The organism is Pseudomonas sp. Root569, assembly GCF_001427465.1.
GTDB lineage: Bacteria > Pseudomonadota > Gammaproteobacteria > Pseudomonadales > Pseudomonadaceae > Aquipseudomonas > Aquipseudomonas synxantha.
In genome coordinates this window covers 214697-235792 of the sequence record NZ_LMGQ01000023.1, presented here as the reverse complement: position 1 = coordinate 235792, position 21096 = coordinate 214697, and the positions used below count along the sequence as shown (strand labels likewise).

Sequence of the window (21096 nt, the reverse complement as noted above, 5' to 3'; positions counted from 1 at the left end):
TGCACGGATTCAATTCAATACAAAGATACAAATGTGGGAGGGGGCAAGCCCCCTCCCACAATTTTTTGCATATTTCAGATCAGGCCGAACAGCTCTTTGGGCATGTACGCAAAGTACGCCAGGCGTGGAATCACCCAGCTCTGAATCAACTGAATCACGATAAACGCGAAGATCGGCGAGATATCCAGGCCACCCAGGTTCGGGATCAGGCGACGGAACGGCGCCAGCACCGGTTCGGTGATCTGGGCCACCAATTCGGCGCCCGGGCTACGGCTGCCCGGTGCGACCCACGAAAGGATCACGCTGATGATCATCGACCAGAAGATGATCTTCAGGAACAGCGAGAAAATACCGATCAGCCCCCATGGCAACAACAGCACGGTGAACGCCTGGTAGCCGTTGAGCATCAGGATCACCACGAACAGCAGGATTTGCAGCAGCAACGCCAGCACCAGCGAGGACATGTCCAGGCCGAACAGGCTCGGGATCACCCGGCGCAGCGGCTTGAGCAGTGGCTGCGTGGCCTTGACCACGAACTGGCACAGGGGGTTGTAGAAGTTGGCCCGCACCAGTTGCAGGATAAAGCGCATCAGCACGATCAGCAGGTACAGGCTGCCCAGGGTCTGGATGATAAAAATGGCAGCGTCATTGATTCCGAGCATGTTTGATTACCTTGGTAAGGGACGACTATTTGCCCAGTTGCTCAGCCATCTCGGCTGAACGATGTGCCGCGGCACCCAGTGCTGTTTCCACCAGGGCCTCAAAGCCCCCGGCTTGAAACGATTCGATGGCGGCTTGCGTAGTGCCGCCCGGAGACGTTACACGACGGCGCAGCTCGGCGGCATCCACATCGCTGCCGACGGCCATTTTCGCGGCGCCCAGGGCTGTTTGTTCGGCCAGTCGCTCGGCGACATCATGGGGCAGGCCCAGCTTGACGCCGGCTGCGGTCATGGCCTCGATCAACAGGAAGAAGTAGGCCGGGCCGCTGCCGGAAACAGCGGTAACCGCATCCAGCTGCTGCTCCTGCTCCAGCCACACGGCGATGCCCACGGCAGACAGCAGCTCCTCGGCCTGGTCGCGTTGCTGCGCTGTGACTTCGTGGGTGGCATACAAGCCGCTGACGCCTTGGCGCAGCAGCGCCGGGGTGTTAGGCATGCAGCGCACGATGGGCTGGGCACCGAGCCAGCTGTTCATACTGGCGCAGGTGATACCGGCGGCAATGGACACTACCAGCTGATGAGGTTGCAGGCTCGGGCGCAGGCTCTCGCACACGGCCTTCATGGCCTGGGGCTTGACCGCCAGTACGATCACGTCGACGCCATGGATGGCCTCGGCGTTGTCGGCAAACGTTTCGATACCGTGCTCGGCGCTGACGCGCTCGCGGGTTTCGGCGCCCGGGTCGCTGGCGCGGATCTGCTCGGCGTCCAGGCCCTTGGCCCGCAGGCCGCCGATCAGGCTGGCCGCCATGTTACCGGCGCCGATAAAGGCAATACGCGTGTTGCTCATGACAGGTCCTTATTTTCGAGGGAAGTCAGCCATTTCACGCCTGGCCGTAATCGCGGGCGCCAAACAGGGCGGTACCGATGCGCACCCAAGTGGCGCCTTGGGCGATGGCCGACTCAAGGTCATGGCTCATGCCCATGGAAAGTGTGTCGAGCGCCAGGTCCAGGCTGGCTTGCAGGTCGCGCACCCTGGCGAACGCTGCATCCTGCGCGGCCCTGTCTTCAGTTGGCTCGGGGATCGCCATCAGGCCACGCAGCTTCAGGCGCGGTAACGCGCTGATGGCATTGGCCAGGGCCGGCAGGTCGGCAGGCGTGCAGCCGGACTTGCTGGCTTCACCGCTAACATTGACCTGGATGCAGATATTCAGCGGCGGCAGGTCGGCCGGGCGTTGTTCGGACAGGCGTTGTGCGATTTTCAGGCGGTCCACGGAATGCACCCAGGCGAAGTTCTCGGCGATGGCGCGAGTCTTGTTCGATTGAATGGGGCCGATGAAGTGCCAACTCAAGGGCAGGTCGGTCAATTCGGCCTGTTTGCCCAGGGCCTCCTGCAGGTAGTTCTCGCCAAAGTCGTGCATGCCACCGGCATAGGCTTCGCGCACCGCCTGGGCAGGTTTGGTCTTGCTCACGGCCAGCAGGTGGATGCTGCTTGCGTCACGTTGCGCGGCCTCGGCTGCGGCGCGGATGCGCTGGCTAACCAGGCCGATGTTGTCTGCTATCGTCGACATTCAAGTTGCACCCGTGGATATGGAGTCCGCGGCATTCTACTGGAAATGGAAAGCCCTATGGATATCACGCAATTGCTGACGGCCAGCGTAAGCCGAGGCGCCTCCGACCTGCATCTGTCGGCCGGCCTGGTGCCGATGCTGCGCATCGATGGCGAGGTCTGGCCCATGGATTGGCCGGTGCTTGAGGCATCGCAAATGGTCGACCTGGTGTGCCCGTTGCTGAATAAACACCAACAAAAGGATTTCGAAACATCTCTTGAAACGGATTTTGCCTTCGAGTTGCCCGGGGTGGCGCGTTTTCGAGCCAACGTGTTCCGCCAGGACCGCGGCGTGGGTGCGGTATTTCGCACTATCCCGACCGAGGTCCAGAGCCTGGAAGACCTGGGGCTGGGCGAGGTTTTCCAGCGTATCGCCCAGCTTCCACGCGGCCTGGTATTGGTCACTGGGCCCACCGGCTCGGGTAAGTCCACCACCTTGGCCGCGATGATCGACCACCTTAACCAGCATCGACGCCAGCATATCCTCACCCTGGAAGATCCTATTGAATTTATCCACAGGCCGAAAAAGTCCCTGATCACCCAGCGCCAAGTGCACCGCGATACCCACAGCTTTTCGGTCGCCCTGCGCTCGGCCCTGCGGGAAGACCCGGATGTGATACTGGTGGGTGAGCTACGCGACCTGGAAACCATTCGCCTGGCGCTGACGGCCGCTGAGACCGGGCACCTGGTATTTGGCACCCTCCACACTTCATCGGCAGCAAAGACCGTGGACAGGCTGATAGACGTCTTCCCTGCCGGGGAAAAGGTCATGGTTCGCTCAATGCTGTCGGAGTCGTTGCAGGCGGTGGTGTCCCAAGTGCTGGTGAAGAAGGTCGGCGGCGGGCGCGTGGCGGCTCATGAACTCATGCTGGGCACGCCGGCGATCCGGAACCTGATCCGCGAGGACAAGGTGGCGCAGGTGGTCTCGGCGATTCAGACCGGTGGGGCGTTGGGGATGAAGACGCTGGATATGAGTTTGAAGGCGTTGGTTGCGCGAGGCGTGGTCAGTCGAGACGATGCGCGAGAGAAGGCGAGGGTGCCTGCAGACATATGAAATTTTTCAAACAATGAAACCACATGTGGGAGGAGGCTTGCCCCCTCCCGCATTGTTTACTGTATTCCAGCTGAATATCAGCGCTGCACGATCCGCAGGTTGCTGTTCTGCTCTTTCGGCAGCACCCGCTTGGCAATCACGTAGTTCTTGTCCCAGAACGGCTTTTTCAGCGTGTCGATGCTTACCGACTTGCCACGGCGTGGCGCGTGGATAAAGCGGTCGTTGCCCAGGTAGATGGCAACGTGGTTGACCTGGCGGCTCTTCAACTTGAAGAACAACAGATCGCCTGGCTTAAGGTCTTTGCGATCAACCTTCAAGCCGTGACCGGCCGCCATGGCGTTGGAAGTGCGTGGCAAATCCACCGCTTTTACATCGTTAAAGGCATATTTCACCAAGCCGCTGCAGTCGAACCCTTTACTTGGGCTGCTGCCGCCCCAACGATAAGGAGTACCGAGCACGTTGACGGCGCGGCTGAGCACGTTGCTGCTTTGCTTGGTGTTCACCGCCATCAGGCCGGGAGTTGCTTTACCGTGGGCCTTGCTCAGTTGAGTTGGGCGGTTGACGGTCAGCTTTGCCGATTTGGCCGTACTGGTTGTGCTGTGGACTTTAGGAGTGAAACCATTGACGTTCGGAAGTCGTTGCTCACGATTGGTGGCGTGGGCGGCCAGTGGCATTAATAGGCAGATGGTCAGCCATGTCTTGAAAAATGGTCGCATTAGGCGTGGCTCTTATGGGTTTGCGCGCAACTTTATAACAGCTTTTTGTGTCGTCCTCAGGCCGTTTGTCGACTGAACCTTGGGGTCAAATTCAGGAAAAACGCGACGAATTGCCGCAATTGTCCTACACAAGTCAGGTGGCATAAGGCTTTGAGGGCAGGAAGATACCATTTGCCGTACGTCGGGCGCTCGTAAAAAAGTCACAAAGAAAATGAAAAAATTTATCTATCGAAGCAAAAGAGGTACTTCATGAACACCTATCAACAGGTTGCTCAGCAGCAAGACACCCACAGCAAGGTGATCGGTTACCTGCTGTGGATTTTCGGTTTTACCGGGGCGCATCGCTTTTACTACGGCAAACCCGTGACCGGTACGATCTGGTTTTTCACCTTCGGCCTGCTGGGTATTGGCTGGCTGATCGACTTGTTTCTGATCCCGGCCATGGACCGTGAAGCCGACCTGCGTTTTACCGCCGGGCCGATCGAATACAACGTCGCGTGGATTCTGTTGGCATTCCTGGGTGTGTTCGGTGTGCACCGTATGTACCAAGGCAAATGGATCACCGGCCTGATCTACCTGCTGACCGGCGGTTTGTTCCTGCTGGGGGTGCTGTATGACTTCTGGACGTTGAATACGCAGATTTCGATCCGCAATGCCGAGCGCAATAACGGCCGCTGAATAACCTGTAGGAGCGAGCTTGCTCGCGAAGAACGTCAACGATGACGCAGTGCTGACAGGCTGCCCTCGTCGCCTATACGTTTTTCGCGAGCAAGCTCGCTCCTACAGTTTTGCCAGCATCAGGCCTGGTAGCTGATCCGCCCATCCATCAAGGTGTACCGCACCGTCGCCGGCAGGCTGTGGCCAATGAACGGGCAGTTTTCACCCTTGGACAACCAATGCTCCCCTGCCACCGTCGAGCTGCCCAGGTCAAACAGCACCAGGTCCGCTGGCGAACCGACTTCAAGCTTGCCCGCCGGCAGGCGCAGGGCCTGAGCCGGGCCGGCGCTCAAGCGTGCCAGCAGTGTTGGCAGGTCGAGCAAGCCGTCCTCCACCAACGTCATCGCCAACGGCAGCAACAACTCCACGCTGCTGATGCCCGGCTCGGTCGCGCCAAACGGTGCCAGCTTGGCGTCGCGCTCATGGGGCTGGTGATGGCTGGAGATCGCCGATATCACGCCCGACTTCACCGCCGCCCGCAAACCATCACGGTCGGCCTTGGTGCGCAAGGGCGGCTGCACGTGATACAGGCTGGAAAAGTCGATCAGCGCTTCATCCGTCAGGATCAGCTGGTACAAGGCGACATCTGCCGTCACCGGCAAACCTCGGGCCTGGGCCTGGGCAATCAGGGCCGCGCCCCGGGCGCTGGTCAGCTGGCTGAAATGCGCACGCACACCGCTTTGCTCCACCAGCAGCAGGTCACGGGCCAGGGCCACGGTTTCGGCGGTCTCCGGAATGCCCGGCAAGCCGAGGAAGCTGGCGACAGCGCCTTCATGGGCCAGGCCGCCTTCGGCCAGGTCGCGGTCTTGGGAGTGGAATATCACCGTCAAGTCGAAAGTGGCCGCGTATTCCAGAGCGCGGCACAGGGTGCGCGTGCTGCGGAAATTGTCCAGGCCATTGCCGAAAGCCACGCATCCGGCATCGCGCAGGGCGATCAGTTCGGCCAGTTGTTCACCATCCAGGCCTTTACTCAGGGCGCCGATAGGGAACACCTTGCAATTGCCGGCTTCGCGGGCGCGGTCGAGGATCAGTTCGGTCACCGCCGAAGTATCCAGCACCGGCTTGGTATTGGGCGGGCAGCACAGGCTGGTCACGCCACCGGCCGCCGCGGCCTGGGTTTCGCTGTTGATATTGCCTTTGCGGCTGTAGCCCGGCTCGCGCAGGGCGACGTTCAGGTCCACCAGCCCTGGCGCGGCCACCAGGCCTTTGGCGTCGATGCTCTCGACGGCGCCGAAGCCAGCGGGCGCTGCGCCGATGGCGATGATCTTGCCGGCATCCAGATGTAGATCGGTAACTTGATCCAGGCCACTGGCTGGATCGATGACTCGGGCACCGAGAATGCTGAGCTTCACTGGGCCTGCTCCTGCTCGAATTGACGTTGCGCGGTTTGCCCGCTCATGGCCATGGACAGCACGGCCATGCGCACGGCGATACCGTAGGTCACTTGGTTCAAGATCACCGACTGCGGGCCGTCGGCCACCGCCGACTCGATTTCCACACCGCGGTTGATCGGCCCCGGGTGCATCACGATGGCGTCCGGCTTGGCGCCCGCCAGGCGTGCAGTGGTCAGGCCGAACAGACGGTAGAACTCGCCTTCGCTCGGCAACAGGCCACCAGCCATGCGCTCGCGTTGCAGGCGCAGCATGATCACCACGTCCACATCCTTGAGGCCTGTGGTCATGTCGGAGTAGACCGTCACGCCGTATTGCTCGATACCGATGGGCAACAGGGTCTTGGGTGCGATCACGCGGATATCCGGGCAACCCAGGGCCTTCAGGGCCAGCATGTTCGAGCGCGCCACCCGCGAATGCAGGATGTCGCCGACGATGGCCACCGAGAGGTTTTCAAAGCTGCCCTTGTGCCGACGGATGGTGAGCATGTCGAGCATGCCCTGGGTCGGGTGGGCGTGGCGGCCGTCGCCGCCGTTGATGATCGCGACGTTCGGGCACACGTGCTCGGCAATGAAGTGTGCGGCGCCGGAGTCACCATGGCGTACCACGAACATGTCGGCGGCCATGGCTTCCAGGTTGCGCAGGGTGTCGAGCAGGGTCTCGCCCTTGCTCGCCGACGAGGTCGACACGTTCAGCGTGATCACGTCGGCCGACAGCCGCTGGGCCGCCAGTTCAAAGGTGGTGCGGGTACGGGTAGAGTTCTCGAAGAACACGTTGCAGATGGTTTTGCCGCGCAGCAGCGGGACCTTCTTCACCGCCCGGCCACCGACCTCGAGGAACGAGTCAGCGGTATCGAGGATTTCGGTGAGCAGTTCGCGGGGCAAACCGTCAAGGGACAAGAAATGTTGCAACTGGCCCTGAGCATTGAGCTGCAGCGGGCGCTTGGCATCTAGAGGCGTCATCGCGGGGACTCTGTACAAGGCGGTTTAAAGGGCAAGGTCTTGCAGTTCGAGTTCGAGCGGCGTGGGACCGGACAATTTTACCCGCTGCTGTGCGGAAAGCGACAGGGTAGCGCCGACCACGTCCGGGCTGATCGGCAATTCGCCGGCGTCCAGGTCCAGCAGGCACACCAGGGTCACGCTGGCCGGGCGGCCGTAGTCGAATAGCTCGTTCAGGGCGGCGCGGATGGTGCGGCCGCTCATCAGTACATCGTCGATCAATACCAAGTGCTGGCCTTCAATCTCGAACGGCAGGGCCGAAGGGCGCACTTGCGGGTGCAGGCCATTCTGGCTGAAGTCATCACGGTAGAAGGACACATCCAGGGTGCCCAGGGGCGAGTCGCTGCCCAGCTCTTCCAGCAGCGCCTGGGCCACCCACACACCACCAGTACGAATGCCGATAAAACGCGGTTCGCTGATGGCGCGGTGTTCCAGGTGCGCCTTGAGGCGTATTGCCATCTGGCTGATCAGTTCGGCGGGGTTGGGCAGGCTCACGGGGGGCTCCTTATTAAGTGTGTAGGGGCGAGCTTGCTCGCGAAAAACTCATGGGCACCGCGTTCATCCAGCCTTCACGCGGTATCGTTAACGTTCTTCGCGGGCAAGCCCGCTCCCACAGGATCGCGGCGGGTCAGGATTCAAATAAAGCGGTGTTTTCATCCAGCCAACCCTGCAACAGCAAAGCGGCGGCGATGGCGTCCACGGGGTTGTCGCGGTAGCTGCCCTTCTGCCCGCCACGGTCGCGGCGCTCGCCTTTGGCTTCAAAGGTGGTCAGGCGCTCGTCGTGGGTATAGAAGGGCAGGTTGTAGCGGCCATTGAGGCGGCGGGCGAACTTCTCGGCGCGCAGGCACATGTCGCTGGGGGTGCCGTCCATGTTCAAGGGTAGGCCGACCACCACCGCATCTGGCTTCCACTCTTTAATGAGGGCTTCAACCTGGTTCCAGTCCGGCACGCCGTTCTGGGCCTTGAGGGTGCACAGTTCACGGGCCTGGCCGGTGATGACCTGGCCGACCGCTACGCCGATCTGCTTGGTGCCGTAGTCAAAACCGAGGATCAGACGCAAGGCCATCAGGCGTGTCCCGCCTGGCTGGTCAACAGGTTGAGGTTGACCCGCAGCTTGGCGGCGGCCGCTTCCAGGCGCAGTTCGCTGGCGGTGTTGAACAGGATGTCGGCGTCGAACGGGCAGGTCAGCCAGGCATTGCTGGCCAGTTCGGCCTCCAGTTGCCCGGCTTCCCAACCGGCGTAGCCTAGGGTAATCACGCTTTGCTCAGGGCCAACGCCATCGGCGATGGCGAACAGCACATCCTGGGAAGTGGACAGTGACACGCCTTCAAGGTCGACCGTGGCCTGGAACTTCGGCCCGGTGGGGTGCAGCACAAAGCCGCGATCAGTCTGCACCGGCCCGCCGATGTAGATCGGCACGCCCTGGCAACGGGCCGGCGGGTCGATCTCCGGGCGCAATTGTTCAAGGATATCGGCCAGGTTCAGCTCCTGCGGGCGATTGACCACCAGCCCCATGGCACCATTGGCCGTGTGCTCGACAATGTAGGTCAAGGTCTGCGCAAAGTTCGGGTCGGCCATATGGGGCATGGCGATCAGGAATTGGTGCTTGAGGTAGGTCGGGCTGACGTTTTTCATGTCCGCTAGTGTGGCGTTGGAGGGGCGAACTGACAAGTGTAGGAGCGAGCTTGCTCGCGAAGCTCGTCAACGATTATGCGTGCTGCCTGAATGAACGTGTCGTCCTGGGGTTTTTCGCGAGCAAGCTCGCTCCTACAGTAGGCGGGGCGCATCAGTTACTGGATAGTCGGTCGCCCTTGGCAAATTTCCAGGTGCGGATGATTTCCAGGCGATCCACGTCGTTCAGGTCGCCGCTGAACGGCGCAAAGGGCGCGGCCAGGCGCACGATGCGCTGGGCGGCCTGGTCCAGCAACGGTTGGCCGGAGGATTCCAGTACCTGCACCTCATAGAGCGAACCGTCACGGTTGATCGACACCAGCAAGCGCAAATTGCCATAGATCTGTTGGCGCCGGGCTTCTTCCGGATAGTTGAGGTTACCGATGCGCTCGACCTTCTTGCGCCACTCGTCCTTATACCAGGCGCCTTTGTCGCGCATGGTCGAGGCGGCGTTCAGGCGATAGATGCGCGGACGCTTGGCGTACAGCTGTTGTTCATGGGCCAGTTCGGCTTCCAGGCTGGAAATTTCGTCGGACAGCGTCGAACTGTCGAAGGTTGGCGCGGGTTTCACCGGTTCGGGCTTGGGTTCGGTCTTGGTCTTTTCGCGCTGGGTCGGGGCTTTTTGCGGCTTGGGTGCGACGGTCGTTACGGCGGCCTTGGGCGCAGCCTGCTTGACCTCGGGCTTGGGCGCCGGCGGTGGGGTGACCTTATTGACTTTGTTGTCGTGGAAGGGCGCGACTTCGGTGGTCTTGGGCACCGCTTTCTTGTCGAGGGTGCCGCTGCCTTGCTGGTTGTCCTGGGCGAGAAAATCGGCTTTTTCGGGCTTCTTTTCGCTCTTGAACGTGGCGAGGGTGATTTCCAGGGTCTTGGTGATCTGCTTGGGCTCGACCATGGTGAAGCCCACGCCCAGCAGCAAGGCGAGGTGAATCAAGGCGGCGAGAAACAGGGTAAATCCGAGCCGATCAGCCGGGCGCACGCCTCTGTGGGTGAGTTCTGGGGGCAGATCGGACGGGAGTGTCATGACAAGAAAACCAACATCGCGCGTTTCACAGGTGGCGCATGATAACGCAATGTTGGTGTGTGTCCGGCTGTTCTATGTCACTTGGCTTGTAGCTTGCGCTCAATGGCGGCCATCAGCATTTCGCCGATGTTCGTGCCAAATGCATTGTCGATCTCGCGAATACAGGTAGGGCTGGTGACGTTGATTTCAGTCAGGTGCTCTCCAATTACGTCGAGTCCGACAAACAGCAGACCTTTTTCCCGCAGGGTCGGGCCGACTTGGGCGGCGATCCAGCGGTCCTTGTCCGACAACGGTCGCGCTTCACCGCGACCACCGGCAGCCAGGTTGCCACGGGTCTCGCCTGCTGCCGGGATACGCGCCAGGCAGTAATCCACCGGCTCGCCGTCGATCATCAGGATGCGCTTGTCGCCGTCCTTGATCGCCGGCAGGTAGGCCTGGCCCATGATCTGCTGGGTGCCCAGCACAGTCAGGGTCTCGAGGATCACCGACAGGTTCGGGTCGCCGGCGCGGTGGCGGAAGATCGAGGTGCCGCCCATGCCGTCCAGTGGTTTGAGAATCACATCGCCATGCTTGGCGGCGAATTCACGTAGTACGTCGGCGCGGCGGCTGACCACGGTCGGTGGCGTGCACTGTGGGAACAGCGTGGCGAACAGCTTTTCATTGCAGTCGCGCAGGCTCTGCGGCTTGTTGACGATCAACACGCCGGCGCGTTCGGCCTGCTCCAGCAGGTAGGTGGAATATACGAATTCCATGTCGAACGGCGGGTCCTTGCGCATCAGGATCACATCCAGATCGCTCAGGGGGCTGTCGATTTCGTCTGAAAGCTCGAACCACTTCTCAGGGTTGGCGAACACCTGCAACGGCCGCATGCGCGCGCGGGCCTGGCCGTCACCCTGGTACAGGTCGCGCTGTTCCATATAGAACAACGTCCAGCCGCGGGCCTGGGCGGCCAGGAGCATGGCCAGCGAACTGTCCTTTTTATAGGAGATGCTGGCGATAGGGTCCATGACAATGCCGACGCGAACGCTCATGGGGGATTTCCTCTAGCAAATTAGGGCGCATAAAAGTGGCGTCAGAGTGGCGCTGCGGCTGTTGTGGGTCAAGGAAAAACCACTGGGCGGGTGCCTCGATAGATTGCTCCCCGAGACTGTGCTAAAAAGACTGCCACGGCGCAGCGGCCCTTGAATTCCAAGGCTTGCGGCGCTCATCCTGTGCAACATCAGGCAGTACACACCGAAAACCGATTCGCTGTGGCGATGGTAGAGCAGATATGGAACAGCATTCCAACGCCTTGAGGGTGATGGTGATCGACGATTCGAAAACGATCCGCCGCACCGCCGAGACCCTGTTGAAGAACATGGGGTGCGAGGTCATCACGGCCATCGACGGTTTTGATGCCCTGGCGCGGATTGTGGATCATCACCCGCACATTATCTTTGTCGACATCATGATGCCGCGCCTGGATGGCTACCAGACCTGCGCCCTGGTGAAGAACAACCCGGCATTCAAAGCGATCCCGGTGATCATGCTGTCCTCCAAGGATGGCCTGTTCGACAAGGCCAAGGGGCGCATCGTGGGTGTCGATCAGTTTTTGACCAAACCTTTCAGCAAGGAAGAACTGCTGGGCGTGATAAAGGCCTATGTGCCTGCCTTCGCCGCAGTAGAACAAGCACACTGACGCCACCCCACAAGGGCCGGCGCCGACCAATGTAGTGGGGAAAACCATGGCACGTGTTCTGATCGTCGACGATTCGCCGACCGAAATGTACAAACTTACCGGCATGCTGGAAAAGCACGGCCACCAGGTCCTGAAAGCCGAAAACGGCGCAGACGGCGTGGCCCTGGCCCGCCAGGAAAAACCCGACGCGGTGCTGATGGACATCGTGATGCCGGGTCTCAACGGCTTCCAGGCCACGCGCCAATTGTCCAAGGAGCCGGAAACCAACGGCATCCCGATCATCATCATCACCACCAAGGACCAGGAAACCGACAAGATCTGGGGCGCACGCCAGGGCGCCAAGGACTACCTGACCAAACCGGTGGACGAAGAAACCCTGATCGCCACCCTGAACAAGGTACTGGCCGGCTAAGGCTCGCGATCATGACCGAGTCGCAAACCGCCTTCGAACTGCTGCTGGACATCGACCGCCGCTGCCGCCTGCTGGCCGCCGACCTGCCGTCCCAGGAAAGCCGCCTGCAACGCTGGAGCGGGATTGCTTTTCGTGTAGGGGCAAACGGGTACGTGGCGCCCATGGGCGAAGTCGCCGAAGTGTTGCATGAGCCGCGTTGCACCCTGATACCCGGGGTCAAGCCCTGGGTCAAGGGCGTGGCCAACCTGCGCGGGCGCTTGTTGCCGGTAATGGACCTGGGTGGTTTCCTTGGTCTTGAGTTGTCCAAGGCGCGCAAGCAACGGCGCGTATTGGTGGTGGAGTTCAACGACCTGTTTGTCGGGCTGCTGGTAGACGAGGTGGCGGGTATGCAGCATTTCCCATTGGATGCCTGGATGGCCAGCACCGCCTCTGGTGCGCCGTTTATCCAGGGCCACTTCGACGGCGACACGCAGTGGCAAGTCATTAGTCCCTTCGCCCTGGCCCAGGCCCCAGGCTTCATGGATGTCGCCGCATGAGTACCGCTACCACGCCCAAACCCCAGGCCGCTTCGCGCAGCCGTTCACAGATCATCGTGCTGTTTATCGCCTTGATCGTGTTCATCATGCTGTTGTTCGCCAACTTCGCGTACCTCAACACCCAGTCCACCTACGATAAACAGTACATCGGCCATGCCGGTGAGCTGCGCGTGCTGTCCCAGCGCATCGCCAAGAACGCTACCGAAGCGGCCGCCGGCAAGGCCGCCGCGTTCAAACTGCTGGGCGATGCGCGCAATGATTTTGCCCAGCGCTGGGGCTATCTGAAAAAAGGCGACCCGCAAACCGGCTTGCCGGCTGCGCCCAGTGCGGTACGCGCCGAAATGCGTGCGGTGCAGACCGATTGGGAGGCGTTGCTGAAAAACACCGACGCGATCCTTGCCAGCGAGCAGACCGTACTGTCCCTGCATCAAGTGGCCGCGACCCTGGCCGAAACCGTCCCGCAATTGCAGATGGAGTCGGAAAAAGTCGTCGATATCCTCCTGCAACGCGGCGCCCCGGCCAGTCAGGTGGCTTTGGCGCAGCGCCAATCACTGCTGGCCGAACGTATCCTGGGGGCGGTCAACACTGTGCTCGCAGGGGACGAAACCGCGGTGCAGGCCGCCGATGCCTTTGGTCGTGACGCCAACCGTTTCGGCGTGGTGCTCAACGGTATGCTCAACGGCAACCCGGGGCTGCGCATCACCCAGGTCGAAGACCAGGACGCCCGTGCGCGACTGACGGAAATCGCCGAGCTGTTCGAGTTCGTCTCCGGCTCCGTGGATGAAATCCTCGAGACTTCGCCGCAGCTGTTCCAGGTGCGGGCATCGGCGAGCCATATTTTCAATCTGTCGCAAACCCTGCTCGATGAAGCCTCGCACCTGGCCACCGGTTTTGAAAACCTTGCCAGTGGGCGCAGTTTCGACACCATCGGTGGTTACGTACTGGGCCTGCTGGCGCTGGCCTCGATCATCCTGATCGGCCTGGTCATGGTGCGCGAGACCAACCGCCAATTGCATGAAACCGCCGAGAAGAACGAGCGCAACCAGAACGCGATCATGCGCCTGCTGGATGAAATCGAAGACCTGGCCGACGGCGACCTCACCGTCACGGCCTCGGTCACCGAAGATTTCACCGGCACCATCGCTGACTCCATCAACTACTCCGTAGACCAGCTGCGCGACCTGGTCGCCACCATCAACCTCACCGCCGGGCAAGTCGCCGGGGCGGTGCAGGACACCCAGGCCACCGCCATGCACCTGGCCCAGGCGTCGGAGCACCAGGCCCAGCAGATTGCCGAGGCTTCGACGGCGATTGAGCAGATGGCCCAGTCCATCGACCAGGTATCGGCCAACGCCGCCGAATCCTCGGCGGTGGCAGAGCGTTCGGTGGAAATCGCCAACAAAGGCAACGAGGTGGTGCACAACACCATCCACGGCATGGACAACATTCGCGAACAGATCCAGGACACCGCCAAGCGCATCAAGCGCCTGGGCGAGTCCTCCCAGGAAATCGGTGACATCGTCAGCCTGATCGACGACATCGCCGACCAGACCAATATCCTCGCCCTTAACGCGGCGATCCAGGCGAGCATGGCCGGGGACGCCGGACGCGGTTTTGCTGTGGTGGCCGATGAAGTGCAACGGTTGGCCGAGCGCTCGTCGGCGGCCACGCGGCAGATCGAAACCCTGGTGCGGGCGATCCAGGCCGACACCAACGAAGCGGTGATTTCCATGGAGCAGACCACCACCGAAGTGGTGCGTGGCGCCCGTCTGGCCCAGGACGCGGGGGTGGCGCTGGAAGAGATCGAAGGCGTGTCGAAAACCCTGGCGGCGCTGATCCAGAGCATCTCCAACGCGGCGCAGCAGCAGACTTCGTCGGCGGGGCAGATCTCCCTGACCATGAATGTGATCCAGCAGATCACCACCCAGACGTCTTCGGGTTCCACCGCCACCGCCGAAAGCATTGGTAACCTGGCGAAGATGGCCAGTCAGTTGCGCAGGTCGGTGTCGGGTTTCACGCTCCCACCGCCCAAGCAGACTGATGATTGAAATGCGCTCCATATGTGGGAGGGGGCTTGCCCCCGATTGCGGCGGGTCAGTAAATACACCTGCTGGCTGATACACCGCTATCGGGGGTAAGCCCCCTCCCACATTTGATCTCCATTGGTTTCAAGAACACCAGCAACCCACGAATTCAAAGCGGAGCAGTTATGGTTGATCGGCACGACTACGTGGCCCTCGAATGGGTCAAGGGCGACATTGCCGAAACCCTGAAGCAGGCCCGTTCGGCGCTGGACCTGTACGTTGAAACCGGCGACGCCATCGACGAGTGCCTGGCCGGTGTTCACCAGGTACATGGCGCGCTGCAAATGGTCGAGTTCTATGGCGCGGCGTTGCTGGCCGAAGAGATCGAGGCGCTGGCCCTGGCCCTCCAGGCCGGTCGTGTCGGCCAGCGCGATGAAAGCATCCGCCTGCTGCAACAAGCCCTCGGCCAATTGCCGCTGTACCTCGACCGCGTGCACAGCGCCCGCCGCGATTTGCCACTGGTGGTGCTGCCGTTGCTCAACGACCTGCGCAGCGCCCGGGGTGAAAGCCTGTTGTCGGAAACCAGCCTGTTCAGCCCGCAACTGCTGTCGATCACGCCGCTGCCTGACGAAACACTGGCCTCGCGTACAACACCGGATTTGCATGAGCAATTGCACCAGTGGCACCAACTGCTGCAACAAGCCCTCGCCGGGTTGCTGCGCGAAGACCACGGCCCGAGCAACCTGGAAGATATGGCACGGGTGTTCGCGCGCCTTGAAGCGCTGTGCCAGGGCGCGCCGTTGTTGCCGTTGTGGCAGGTCGCCTCGGCGTTGGTCGAAGGCATGCTCACTGGCGTGATCGCCAACAGCCCGGCGCTGCGCAGCCTGCTCAAGGCCAGTGACAAACAACTCAAGCGCCTGCTGGCCCAGGGCATCGGCGGTATCAACCAGCCGGCGCCGGATGAGTTGCTCAAGAGCCTGTTGTTCTACGTCGCCAAAGTCACCCGTCCGACGCCGCGCATGCAAAGCCTGAAAGAACGCTATGGCCTGGACGAAGCCTTGCCCGACAGTGCCGTGGTGGATGCCGAGCGTGCGCGGTTGGCCGGGCCGGATCGCAATGCCATGGGCTCGGTGCTTGGCGCCTTGTGCGAGGAACTGGTGCGGGTCAAGGAGCGCCTCGACCTGTTCGTACGCAGTGACCGACAACACACCAACGACCTCGACGCGCTGCTGGCGCCGCTGCGGCAGATCGCCGATACCCTTGCCGTACTGGGGTTCGGTCAGCCGCGCAAAGTGATCATTGACCAACTCGCCGTGGTGTTGAGCCTGGTCCAGGGCCAGCGCGAACCCAGTGATGCGGTATTGATGGATGTGGCCGGCGCCTTGCTCTACGTCGAAGCGACGTTGGCCGGGATGATCGGCACCGTCGAGCCGGAAAGCCGCGAAGAGAATCGGCTGCCCACCACCGACCTGACTCAGATTCATCAATTGGTGATTCGTGAGTCCTGCCAGTGCTTGAAGCAGGCCAAGGAACTGGTGATCGACTGCATCGAGGCCCACTGGGACCGCCAGCGCCTGGAATCTCTGCCGCAGCTGTTGAGCCAAGTGCGCGGCGCCCTGTCGATGATTCCCTTGCCGCGGGCGGCGAGCCTGATGCGCGGTTGCACCGACTACGTCGATGAGCAGTTGATGGTCAGTGACGCTGCGCCTTGCGAGGCGCAACTGGCGCATTTCGCCGAGGTGATCAGCAGCCTGGAGTATTACCTCGAACGCATGCTCCAAGATCCTGACGCGGCCGGCGAAAAAGTGCTGGAACTGGCGACTCAGGGCTTGAGCGCACTGGGTTACCTGCCAACAGAAAAACCCTGGCGCCAGGCCCTGGCCGCGCCCGACGGCGCATTGTCTACCGAGACCGCACCGAGCCAGTCCCAATTCGATGCGTTGGCCAGCCCCACCTCACGCCTCAATCCTCCAGCCTTGCGGCGTCCGGGCAGCCTGTTACCGCCGCCGGCTGATGAAGCGCCGATTGACGATGAGTTGCGCGAAGTCTTCCTTGAGGAAACCGAGGAAGTCCTTGAGGTGCTGCATCGCAACCTGCCCAACACCACGGACAAACTCGCCCAGGGTGAAATGCGCCGGGCCTTCCACACCCTCAAAGGCAGCGGCCGCATGGTGCGCGCCCTGGTGCTGGCCGAGTTGGCCTGGGCTGTGGAAAACCTGCTCAATCGTGTACTGGAGCGCAGCGTCACCCTCGGCCCTGAGGTGCAGCAGGTGCTGGATGAAGCGGTGGCCCTGCTGCCGGAATTGATCGCCGATTTTGCTACCGATGCCCAGCGTCAGCGCGACGAAGTCGACGCCCTGGCCGCCCGTGCCCACGCCTTGGCCAGCAGCGCACCCGTGTCGATTGCCGAACCCCATGACCCGATGCTGCTGGAGATCTTCCGCAACGAAGCCCAGAGCCATCTGGACAGCCTCGACCACTTCCTGCAACAGGCTGCAGAGCATGTGCCGCTGCAGGTCAGTGATGAACTGCAACGCGCCCTGCACACCCTCAAGGGCAGTGCCTACATGGCCGGGGTGCTACCCATCGCCGAACTGGCGCGGCCGCTCGATCACCTGACCCGCGAATACAAGGCCCACCGCCTGCCGCTGGACCTGGATGAAGTGGAGTTGCTGCTCGAGGCCCAAGGGCTTTTTCAGCGCGGGCTGCGCGACCTGGGCAGCGATCCCCTGGCACCGATCAAAGGGGCGGCAGACCTGATCAACCGTACCCAAAGCCTGCTGGACCAGCAGCTTGCAGCACTGCTCGACGGCCCAGGCACTGGCCTGCGCATCAAGCGCGACCCGCAGCTGATCACCAATTTCCTGGCCCAGGGCATGGACATCCTGCTCGATGCTGAAAGCCTGCTGCGTCGCTGGCAGCAACACCCCGGCGAGCGCCAGGAGCTCACCGCACTGCTGGATGAACTGACGACCTTGGGGGAGGGCGCGCACATCGCCGACCTGCACCCCATCGATGCGCTGTGCGAAGCCTTGCTCGACCTGTATGGCGCCGTGGAAGAAAGCAGCCTGGCGGTCAGCGAGCGGTTTTTCCTGGAAGCCGAGCAGGCCCATGAAGCCTTGATCAACATGCTCGACCAGTTGGCCGCCGGCCAGGAAATCAGCCCGGTGCCGGCACGGGTGCAGGCCCTGCGCGAGTTACTGGATGACGCGCTGGACCCCTCGGCTACCGGCCTGGTCAAAAGCGACGGCAGCCGTGCGCTGAGTATTTCCGAGCTGGGCGCCGCCACTGCGCAGCTGGGCCAGCAGACGGCGATGGACGACGAGATTGTCGACATCTTCCTTGAAGAAGCCGTGGATATCCTCGACAGCGCCGGGCAGTCCCTCAAGCGCTGGCTGCTGGAGCCCGACAATGGGACGCCGTTGTCCTCGTTGCAACGCGACCTGCACACCCTCAAGGGCGGTGCGCGCATGGCCGAAATCGACCCGGTAGGCGACCTGGCCCATGAGCTGGAGTGCCTGTATGAGGGCCTGGTGGACCGCCGCTACAGTTACTCCACCGAGCTGTCCCTGGTATTGATGGCCAGCCACGAACGGTTGGCCTTGCAACTCGAAGAGCTGCAACACCAGCAGCCCTTGAGCGATGGCGCCGAGCTGGTCGCCAAACTGCGGGAGCTGCGCCAGAGCAGCACACCAACAACTCCGGTTGCGGCGGAGCCGGCCTCGGGTGCCGACCCTGAGCTGCTGGATATCTTCCTCGAAGAAGCCGCCGATATCCTCGACAGTTCAGGTAGCGCGCTGCTGCGCTGGCAGGCCGAGCCGGGCAATCGCCAGGAAGTCGAAACCCTGCTGCGTGACCTGCATACCCTCAAGGGCGGCGCACGTATGGTCGAGATCGGGCCGATTGGCGATTTGGCCCATGAGCTCGAATTTCTCTACGAAGGCCTGTCCGCCGGCTTGCTCGCGCCGACCCCTGAGCTGTTTGCGCTGCTGCAAGGTTGCCATGACCGCCTGGCGCAGATGATCGACGCCGTAGCGGATGGATTGCCCGTCGGCTCGGTGGACAAGCTGATCGAACGCATCAAGAGTCTGGTGCACCCCAGTGATGAGCCAGTCATGCCGGTGGCGTTGCCGGCGGGCAAGGGTGAGGCAGTGATAGATCCTGCTGCCGACATGGTGAAAATCTCTGCCGACCTGCTCGACGACCTGGTCAACCTGGCTGGGGAAACCTCGATCTTCCGTGGTCGCATCGAACAGCAAGTCAACGATGCGCGCATCGCCTTGAATGAGGTGCAAACTACCATCGAGCGCATGCGCGACCAATTGCGCCGACTCGACAGCGAAACCCAGGGCCGCCTCCTCAGCCGCCAGCAGGCCGAAGCCGAACGCCTGGGCTACGAAGAGTTCGACCCGCTGGAAATGGACCGCCATTCGCAACTGCAGCAGTTGGCCCGTGCGCTGTCTGAATCGGCCTCCGACCTGCTCGATCTCAAGGACACCCTCGAGCGCCGCAACCAGGACGCCCACGACCTGTTGCAGCAACAAGCGCGCATCAACACCGAGTTGCAGGAGGGCCTGATGCGCACGCGCATGGTGCCTTTCGAACGCATGCTGCCGCGCCTCAAGCGTATCGTGCGCCAAGTGGCGCAGGAGCTGGGCAAGGACGTGGAGTTCATCGTCGGCAACGCCGAAGGCGAGATGGACCGTAACGTACTCGAACGCATGGCGGCGCCGCTGGAACATATGCTGCGCAACGCTGTGGACCACGGCTTGGAATCCCGCGAGGTACGGTTGCAGGCGGGCAAGCCGGAGAAAGGCCGCATCACCCTGGACCTGACCCACGAAGGCGGCGATATCGTCTTCGACATGCGCGACGACGGTGCCGGCGTGCCCCTTGAAGCCGTGCGGCGCAAGGCGATCAAGCGCGGCCTGCTTGGCCCTGATCAAGAGATCAGCGATCGCGACGTGCTGCAATTCATCCTGCAACCGGGCTTCTCCACCGCGGAAAAAATCACGCAGATTTCCGGCCGCGGCGTCGGCATGGACGTGGTGCATGAAGAAGTGCGCCAACTCGGCGGTTCGATGGTGATCGATTCGACGCCGGGGGCGGGCGTGCATTTTCGCATTCGCTTACCGTTTACGGTGTCGGTCAATCGGGCGCTGATGGTGCAATGCGCAGACGACCAATACGCGATTCCCCTCAACACCATCGAAGGTTTGGTGCGCGTGCTGCCCCACGAGCTGGCGGGGCACTACCAGCAAGACCCGCCGCACTATGAATATGCCGGCCAGCGCTACGAGTTGTTCTACCTGGGCGACCTGCTGCACACCGTCAGCCGCCCGAAACTGCTGGGCCAGTATCAGCCGGTGCCGGTGCTGCTGGTGCACTGCAATGAACGGCGCGTGGCGGTGCATGTGGACGCCATGGCCGGAACTCGGGAGATCGTGGTCAAGGGGCTGGGCCCGCAGTTTGCCGGGGTGCAGGGCTTGTCCGGGGCGACCATTCTCGGCGATGGCCGCGTGGTCTTGATCATCGACCTGCTTGCGCATATCCGTGCTCGCCAACCGGCCTTGCCGGCCCAGTCGGTCGACGCCCCGCTGATCCTCAACGACCCGCTGAAAAAGCGCCCGCTGCTGGTGCTGGTGGTGGACGACTCGGTCACCGTGCGCAAAGTCACCAGCCGCCTGCTGGAGCGCAACGGCATGAACGTGCTCACCGCCAAGGACGGCATCGACGCCATCGCCGTGCTCGAAGAACACACCCCGGACCTGATGCTGCTCGACATCGAAATGCCGCGCATGGACGGCTTCGAAGTGGCCATCCAGGTGCGCAACGACCCCCGCCTGATGCGCCTGCCGATCATCATGATCACCTCGCGCACCGGCCAGAAACACCGCGACCGCGCCATGGCCATCGGCGTCAACGACTACCTCGGCAAGCCGTACCAGGAGTCGGTGCTGCTGGAAAGCATCGCCTACTGGAGCAAGTCCCATGCTTGACTACCGCGCCAGCCAACTCACCGGCCTGCTGCTGCCCCTGGCCGACCGCCACCTGGTACTGCCCAACGTCGCCATCGCCGAGCTGATCGACTTCCAGCGCGGCGAACCGGCCAGCGATGCACCGCCGTGGTACCTGCGGCAAGTGACCTGGCGTGATCGGCAAATCCCCTTGATCAGCTTTGAAGCCGTGTGCGGTGAAGCCAGCGTGACCGGCGAACGTTCGCGGATCGTGGTGTTGAACGCACTGGGCGGGCGGCCGACCTTGAAGTTTATTGCGCTGGTGATCCAGGGCATTCCCCGCTCGTACAAACTCGACAGCGAGTTGAGCTACGTGGATGTGCCGTTGTGCCCGTTGGAACTGGCGGCGGTGCAAGTGGGGGAACAGGTGGCGAAGGTGCCGGATTTGATGGGGTTGGAGGCGCTGTTGGTCGAGTCCGGGTTGGCGTAAACACGCGTGTCGAGCCGTTGCAGCTGAAATTATCGTTTTAGACGAGAAAAGCTGATTTGTTATCAATTAAAGTGAGCGTTAGCATTTTCATGAGCGCGAGATTATTGTTTTCGCCTACTATCCCCCCATAGTTAGTATTTTTAATGGCTCGTTAGGGGATTTGATG

The 21096-nt window shown here is 61.9% G+C and carries 19 protein-coding genes; 8 read left to right on the top strand and 11 right to left on the bottom strand.

Annotated elements, in window-relative coordinates:
- Positions 1-74: 74 nt before the first annotated feature.
- Genes ASD70_RS16630 through ASD70_RS16620 form a run of 3 tightly spaced genes read right to left on the bottom strand, consistent with a single transcriptional unit; the run spans position 75 to position 2227 of the window.
- Positions 75-662, bottom strand: coding sequence for a YggT family protein (locus ASD70_RS16630; protein WP_046069937.1), 588 nt, complete (start codon positions 660-662; stop codon positions 75-77).
- 25 nt (positions 663-687) lie between these two features.
- Positions 688-1506: a pyrroline-5-carboxylate reductase gene (gene proC / locus ASD70_RS16625; protein ID WP_056846964.1), complete on the bottom strand. Its 819-nt coding sequence runs from the start codon at positions 1504-1506 to the stop codon at positions 688-690.
- Positions 1507-1540: 34 nt separating this feature from the next.
- On the bottom strand, positions 1541-2227 hold the full coding sequence (locus tag ASD70_RS16620; RefSeq protein WP_046069935.1) for a YggS family pyridoxal phosphate-dependent enzyme: 687 nt from the start codon (positions 2225-2227) through the stop codon (positions 1541-1543).
- 57 nt (positions 2228-2284) lie between these two features.
- Here ASD70_RS16620 and ASD70_RS16615 point away from each other — a divergent pair, with 57 nt between their 5' ends.
- On the top strand, positions 2285-3319 hold the full coding sequence (locus ASD70_RS16615) for a type IV pilus twitching motility protein PilT (protein WP_056846963.1): 1035 nt from the start codon (positions 2285-2287) through the stop codon (positions 3317-3319).
- Between the two features lie 77 nt (positions 3320-3396).
- Here ASD70_RS16615 and ASD70_RS16610 read toward each other — a convergent pair whose 3' ends face one another.
- Positions 3397-4035: a C40 family peptidase gene (locus ASD70_RS16610; RefSeq protein ID WP_046069933.1), complete on the bottom strand. Its 639-nt coding sequence runs from the start codon at positions 4033-4035 to the stop codon at positions 3397-3399.
- Positions 4036-4284: 249 nt separating this feature from the next.
- Here ASD70_RS16610 and ASD70_RS16605 point away from each other — a divergent pair, with 249 nt between their 5' ends.
- Positions 4285-4713 (top strand): TM2 domain-containing protein, encoded by a 429-nt coding sequence (locus tag ASD70_RS16605; protein WP_056846962.1) that lies wholly within the window; start codon positions 4285-4287, stop codon positions 4711-4713.
- A gap of 119 nt (positions 4714-4832) precedes the next feature.
- Here ASD70_RS16605 and ASD70_RS16600 read toward each other — a convergent pair whose 3' ends face one another.
- The 7 genes from ASD70_RS16600 to gshB form a co-directional block, all read right to left on the bottom strand.
- The gene (locus ASD70_RS16600; RefSeq protein ID WP_046069931.1) at positions 4833-6104 is read right to left on the bottom strand and encodes a dihydroorotase; all 1272 of its coding nucleotides are present in this window, start codon (positions 6102-6104) and stop codon (positions 4833-4835) included.
- On the bottom strand, positions 6101-7105 hold the full coding sequence (locus ASD70_RS16595; protein ID WP_046069930.1) for an aspartate carbamoyltransferase catalytic subunit: 1005 nt from the start codon (positions 7103-7105) through the stop codon (positions 6101-6103). The genes ASD70_RS16600 and ASD70_RS16595 overlap by 4 nt, the downstream gene beginning before the upstream one ends.
- Positions 7106-7129: 24 nt before the next feature.
- Positions 7130-7636 carry a bifunctional pyr operon transcriptional regulator/uracil phosphoribosyltransferase PyrR gene (gene pyrR / locus ASD70_RS16590; RefSeq protein ID WP_046069929.1) on the bottom strand — a complete coding sequence of 169 codons (507 nt, stop codon included), beginning with the start codon at positions 7634-7636 and terminating at the stop codon, positions 7130-7132.
- Between the two features lie 133 nt (positions 7637-7769).
- Positions 7770-8207: a Holliday junction resolvase RuvX gene (gene ruvX / locus ASD70_RS16585; protein WP_003195067.1), complete on the bottom strand. Its 438-nt coding sequence runs from the start codon at positions 8205-8207 to the stop codon at positions 7770-7772.
- On the bottom strand, positions 8207-8776 hold the full coding sequence (locus ASD70_RS16580; protein WP_046069928.1) for a YqgE/AlgH family protein: 570 nt from the start codon (positions 8774-8776) through the stop codon (positions 8207-8209). Before ASD70_RS16580 ends, ruvX begins: the two co-directional genes overlap by 1 nt.
- 151 nt (positions 8777-8927) lie before the next feature.
- Entirely contained in the window at positions 8928-9833 is a 906-nt protein-coding gene (locus ASD70_RS16575) for an energy transducer TonB (protein WP_046069927.1), read from the bottom strand.
- Positions 9834-9910: 77 nt separating this feature from the next.
- Positions 9911-10864 carry a glutathione synthase gene (gene gshB, locus ASD70_RS16570; protein WP_046069926.1) on the bottom strand — a complete coding sequence of 318 codons (954 nt, stop codon included), beginning with the start codon at positions 10862-10864 and terminating at the stop codon, positions 9911-9913.
- Positions 10865-11103: 239 nt separating this feature from the next.
- On the opposite strand from gshB, the gene pilG reads away from it, so the two are divergent.
- From pilG to ASD70_RS16540, 6 genes are all read left to right on the top strand, one after another.
- Positions 11104-11511 (top strand): twitching motility response regulator PilG, encoded by a 408-nt coding sequence (pilG, locus tag ASD70_RS16565; protein WP_046069925.1) that lies wholly within the window; start codon positions 11104-11106, stop codon positions 11509-11511.
- Positions 11512-11557: 46 nt separating this feature from the next.
- Positions 11558-11923 (top strand): twitching motility response regulator PilH, encoded by a 366-nt coding sequence (gene pilH, locus ASD70_RS16560; protein ID WP_014720320.1) that lies wholly within the window; start codon positions 11558-11560, stop codon positions 11921-11923.
- An 11-nt stretch (positions 11924-11934) separates the two neighbouring features.
- Positions 11935-12459 carry a chemotaxis protein CheW gene (locus ASD70_RS16555; protein WP_056846961.1) on the top strand — a complete coding sequence of 175 codons (525 nt, stop codon included), beginning with the start codon at positions 11935-11937 and terminating at the stop codon, positions 12457-12459.
- Positions 12456-14507: a methyl-accepting chemotaxis protein gene (locus ASD70_RS16550; protein WP_046069923.1), complete on the top strand. Its 2052-nt coding sequence runs from the start codon at positions 12456-12458 to the stop codon at positions 14505-14507. The genes ASD70_RS16555 and ASD70_RS16550 overlap by 4 nt, the downstream gene beginning before the upstream one ends.
- A 161-nt stretch (positions 14508-14668) precedes the next feature.
- Positions 14669-20482 carry an Hpt domain-containing protein gene (locus ASD70_RS16545; RefSeq protein ID WP_056846960.1) on the top strand — a complete coding sequence of 1938 codons (5814 nt, stop codon included), beginning with the start codon at positions 14669-14671 and terminating at the stop codon, positions 20480-20482.
- Positions 20475-20930 (top strand): chemotaxis protein CheW, encoded by a 456-nt coding sequence (locus tag ASD70_RS16540; protein WP_046069921.1) that lies wholly within the window; start codon positions 20475-20477, stop codon positions 20928-20930. The genes ASD70_RS16545 and ASD70_RS16540 overlap by 8 nt, the downstream gene beginning before the upstream one ends.
- Positions 20931-21096 lie beyond the last annotated feature (166 nt).

What these genes read in the sequence shown, in the direction of transcription:
- ASD70_RS16630 (WP_046069937.1), bottom strand. Translation starts at nt 662, where the DNA reads ATGCTCGGAATCAATGACGCTGCCATTTTTATCATCCAGACCCTGGGC.
- proC (WP_056846964.1), bottom strand. Translation starts at nt 1,506, where the DNA reads ATGAGCAACACGCGTATTGCCTTTATCGGCGCCGGTAACATGGCGGCC.
- ASD70_RS16620 (WP_046069935.1), bottom strand. Translation starts at nt 2,227, where the DNA reads ATGTCGACGATAGCAGACAACATCGGCCTGGTTAGCCAGCGCATCCGC.
- ASD70_RS16615 (WP_056846963.1), top strand. Translation starts at nt 2,285, where the DNA reads ATGGATATCACGCAATTGCTGACGGCCAGCGTAAGCCGAGGCGCCTCC.
- ASD70_RS16610 (WP_046069933.1), bottom strand. Translation starts at nt 4,035, where the DNA reads ATGCGACCATTTTTCAAGACATGGCTGACCATCTGCCTATTAATGCCA.
- ASD70_RS16605 (WP_056846962.1), top strand. Translation starts at nt 4,285, where the DNA reads ATGAACACCTATCAACAGGTTGCTCAGCAGCAAGACACCCACAGCAAG.
- ASD70_RS16595 (WP_046069930.1), bottom strand. Translation starts at nt 7,105, where the DNA reads ATGACGCCTCTAGATGCCAAGCGCCCGCTGCAGCTCAATGCTCAGGGC.
- ruvX (WP_003195067.1), bottom strand. Translation starts at nt 8,207, where the DNA reads ATGGCCTTGCGTCTGATCCTCGGTTTTGACTACGGCACCAAGCAGATC.
- ASD70_RS16580 (WP_046069928.1), bottom strand. Translation starts at nt 8,776, where the DNA reads ATGAAAAACGTCAGCCCGACCTACCTCAAGCACCAATTCCTGATCGCC.
- ASD70_RS16575 (WP_046069927.1), bottom strand. Translation starts at nt 9,833, where the DNA reads ATGACACTCCCGTCCGATCTGCCCCCAGAACTCACCCACAGAGGCGTG.
- gshB (WP_046069926.1), bottom strand. Translation starts at nt 10,864, where the DNA reads ATGAGCGTTCGCGTCGGCATTGTCATGGACCCTATCGCCAGCATCTCC.
- pilG (WP_046069925.1), top strand. Translation starts at nt 11,104, where the DNA reads ATGGAACAGCATTCCAACGCCTTGAGGGTGATGGTGATCGACGATTCG.
- pilH (WP_014720320.1), top strand. Translation starts at nt 11,558, where the DNA reads ATGGCACGTGTTCTGATCGTCGACGATTCGCCGACCGAAATGTACAAA.
- ASD70_RS16555 (WP_056846961.1), top strand. Translation starts at nt 11,935, where the DNA reads ATGACCGAGTCGCAAACCGCCTTCGAACTGCTGCTGGACATCGACCGC.
- ASD70_RS16550 (WP_046069923.1), top strand. Translation starts at nt 12,456, where the DNA reads ATGAGTACCGCTACCACGCCCAAACCCCAGGCCGCTTCGCGCAGCCGT.
- ASD70_RS16545 (WP_056846960.1), top strand. Translation starts at nt 14,669, where the DNA reads ATGGTTGATCGGCACGACTACGTGGCCCTCGAATGGGTCAAGGGCGAC.
- ASD70_RS16540 (WP_046069921.1), top strand. Translation starts at nt 20,475, where the DNA reads ATGCTTGACTACCGCGCCAGCCAACTCACCGGCCTGCTGCTGCCCCTG.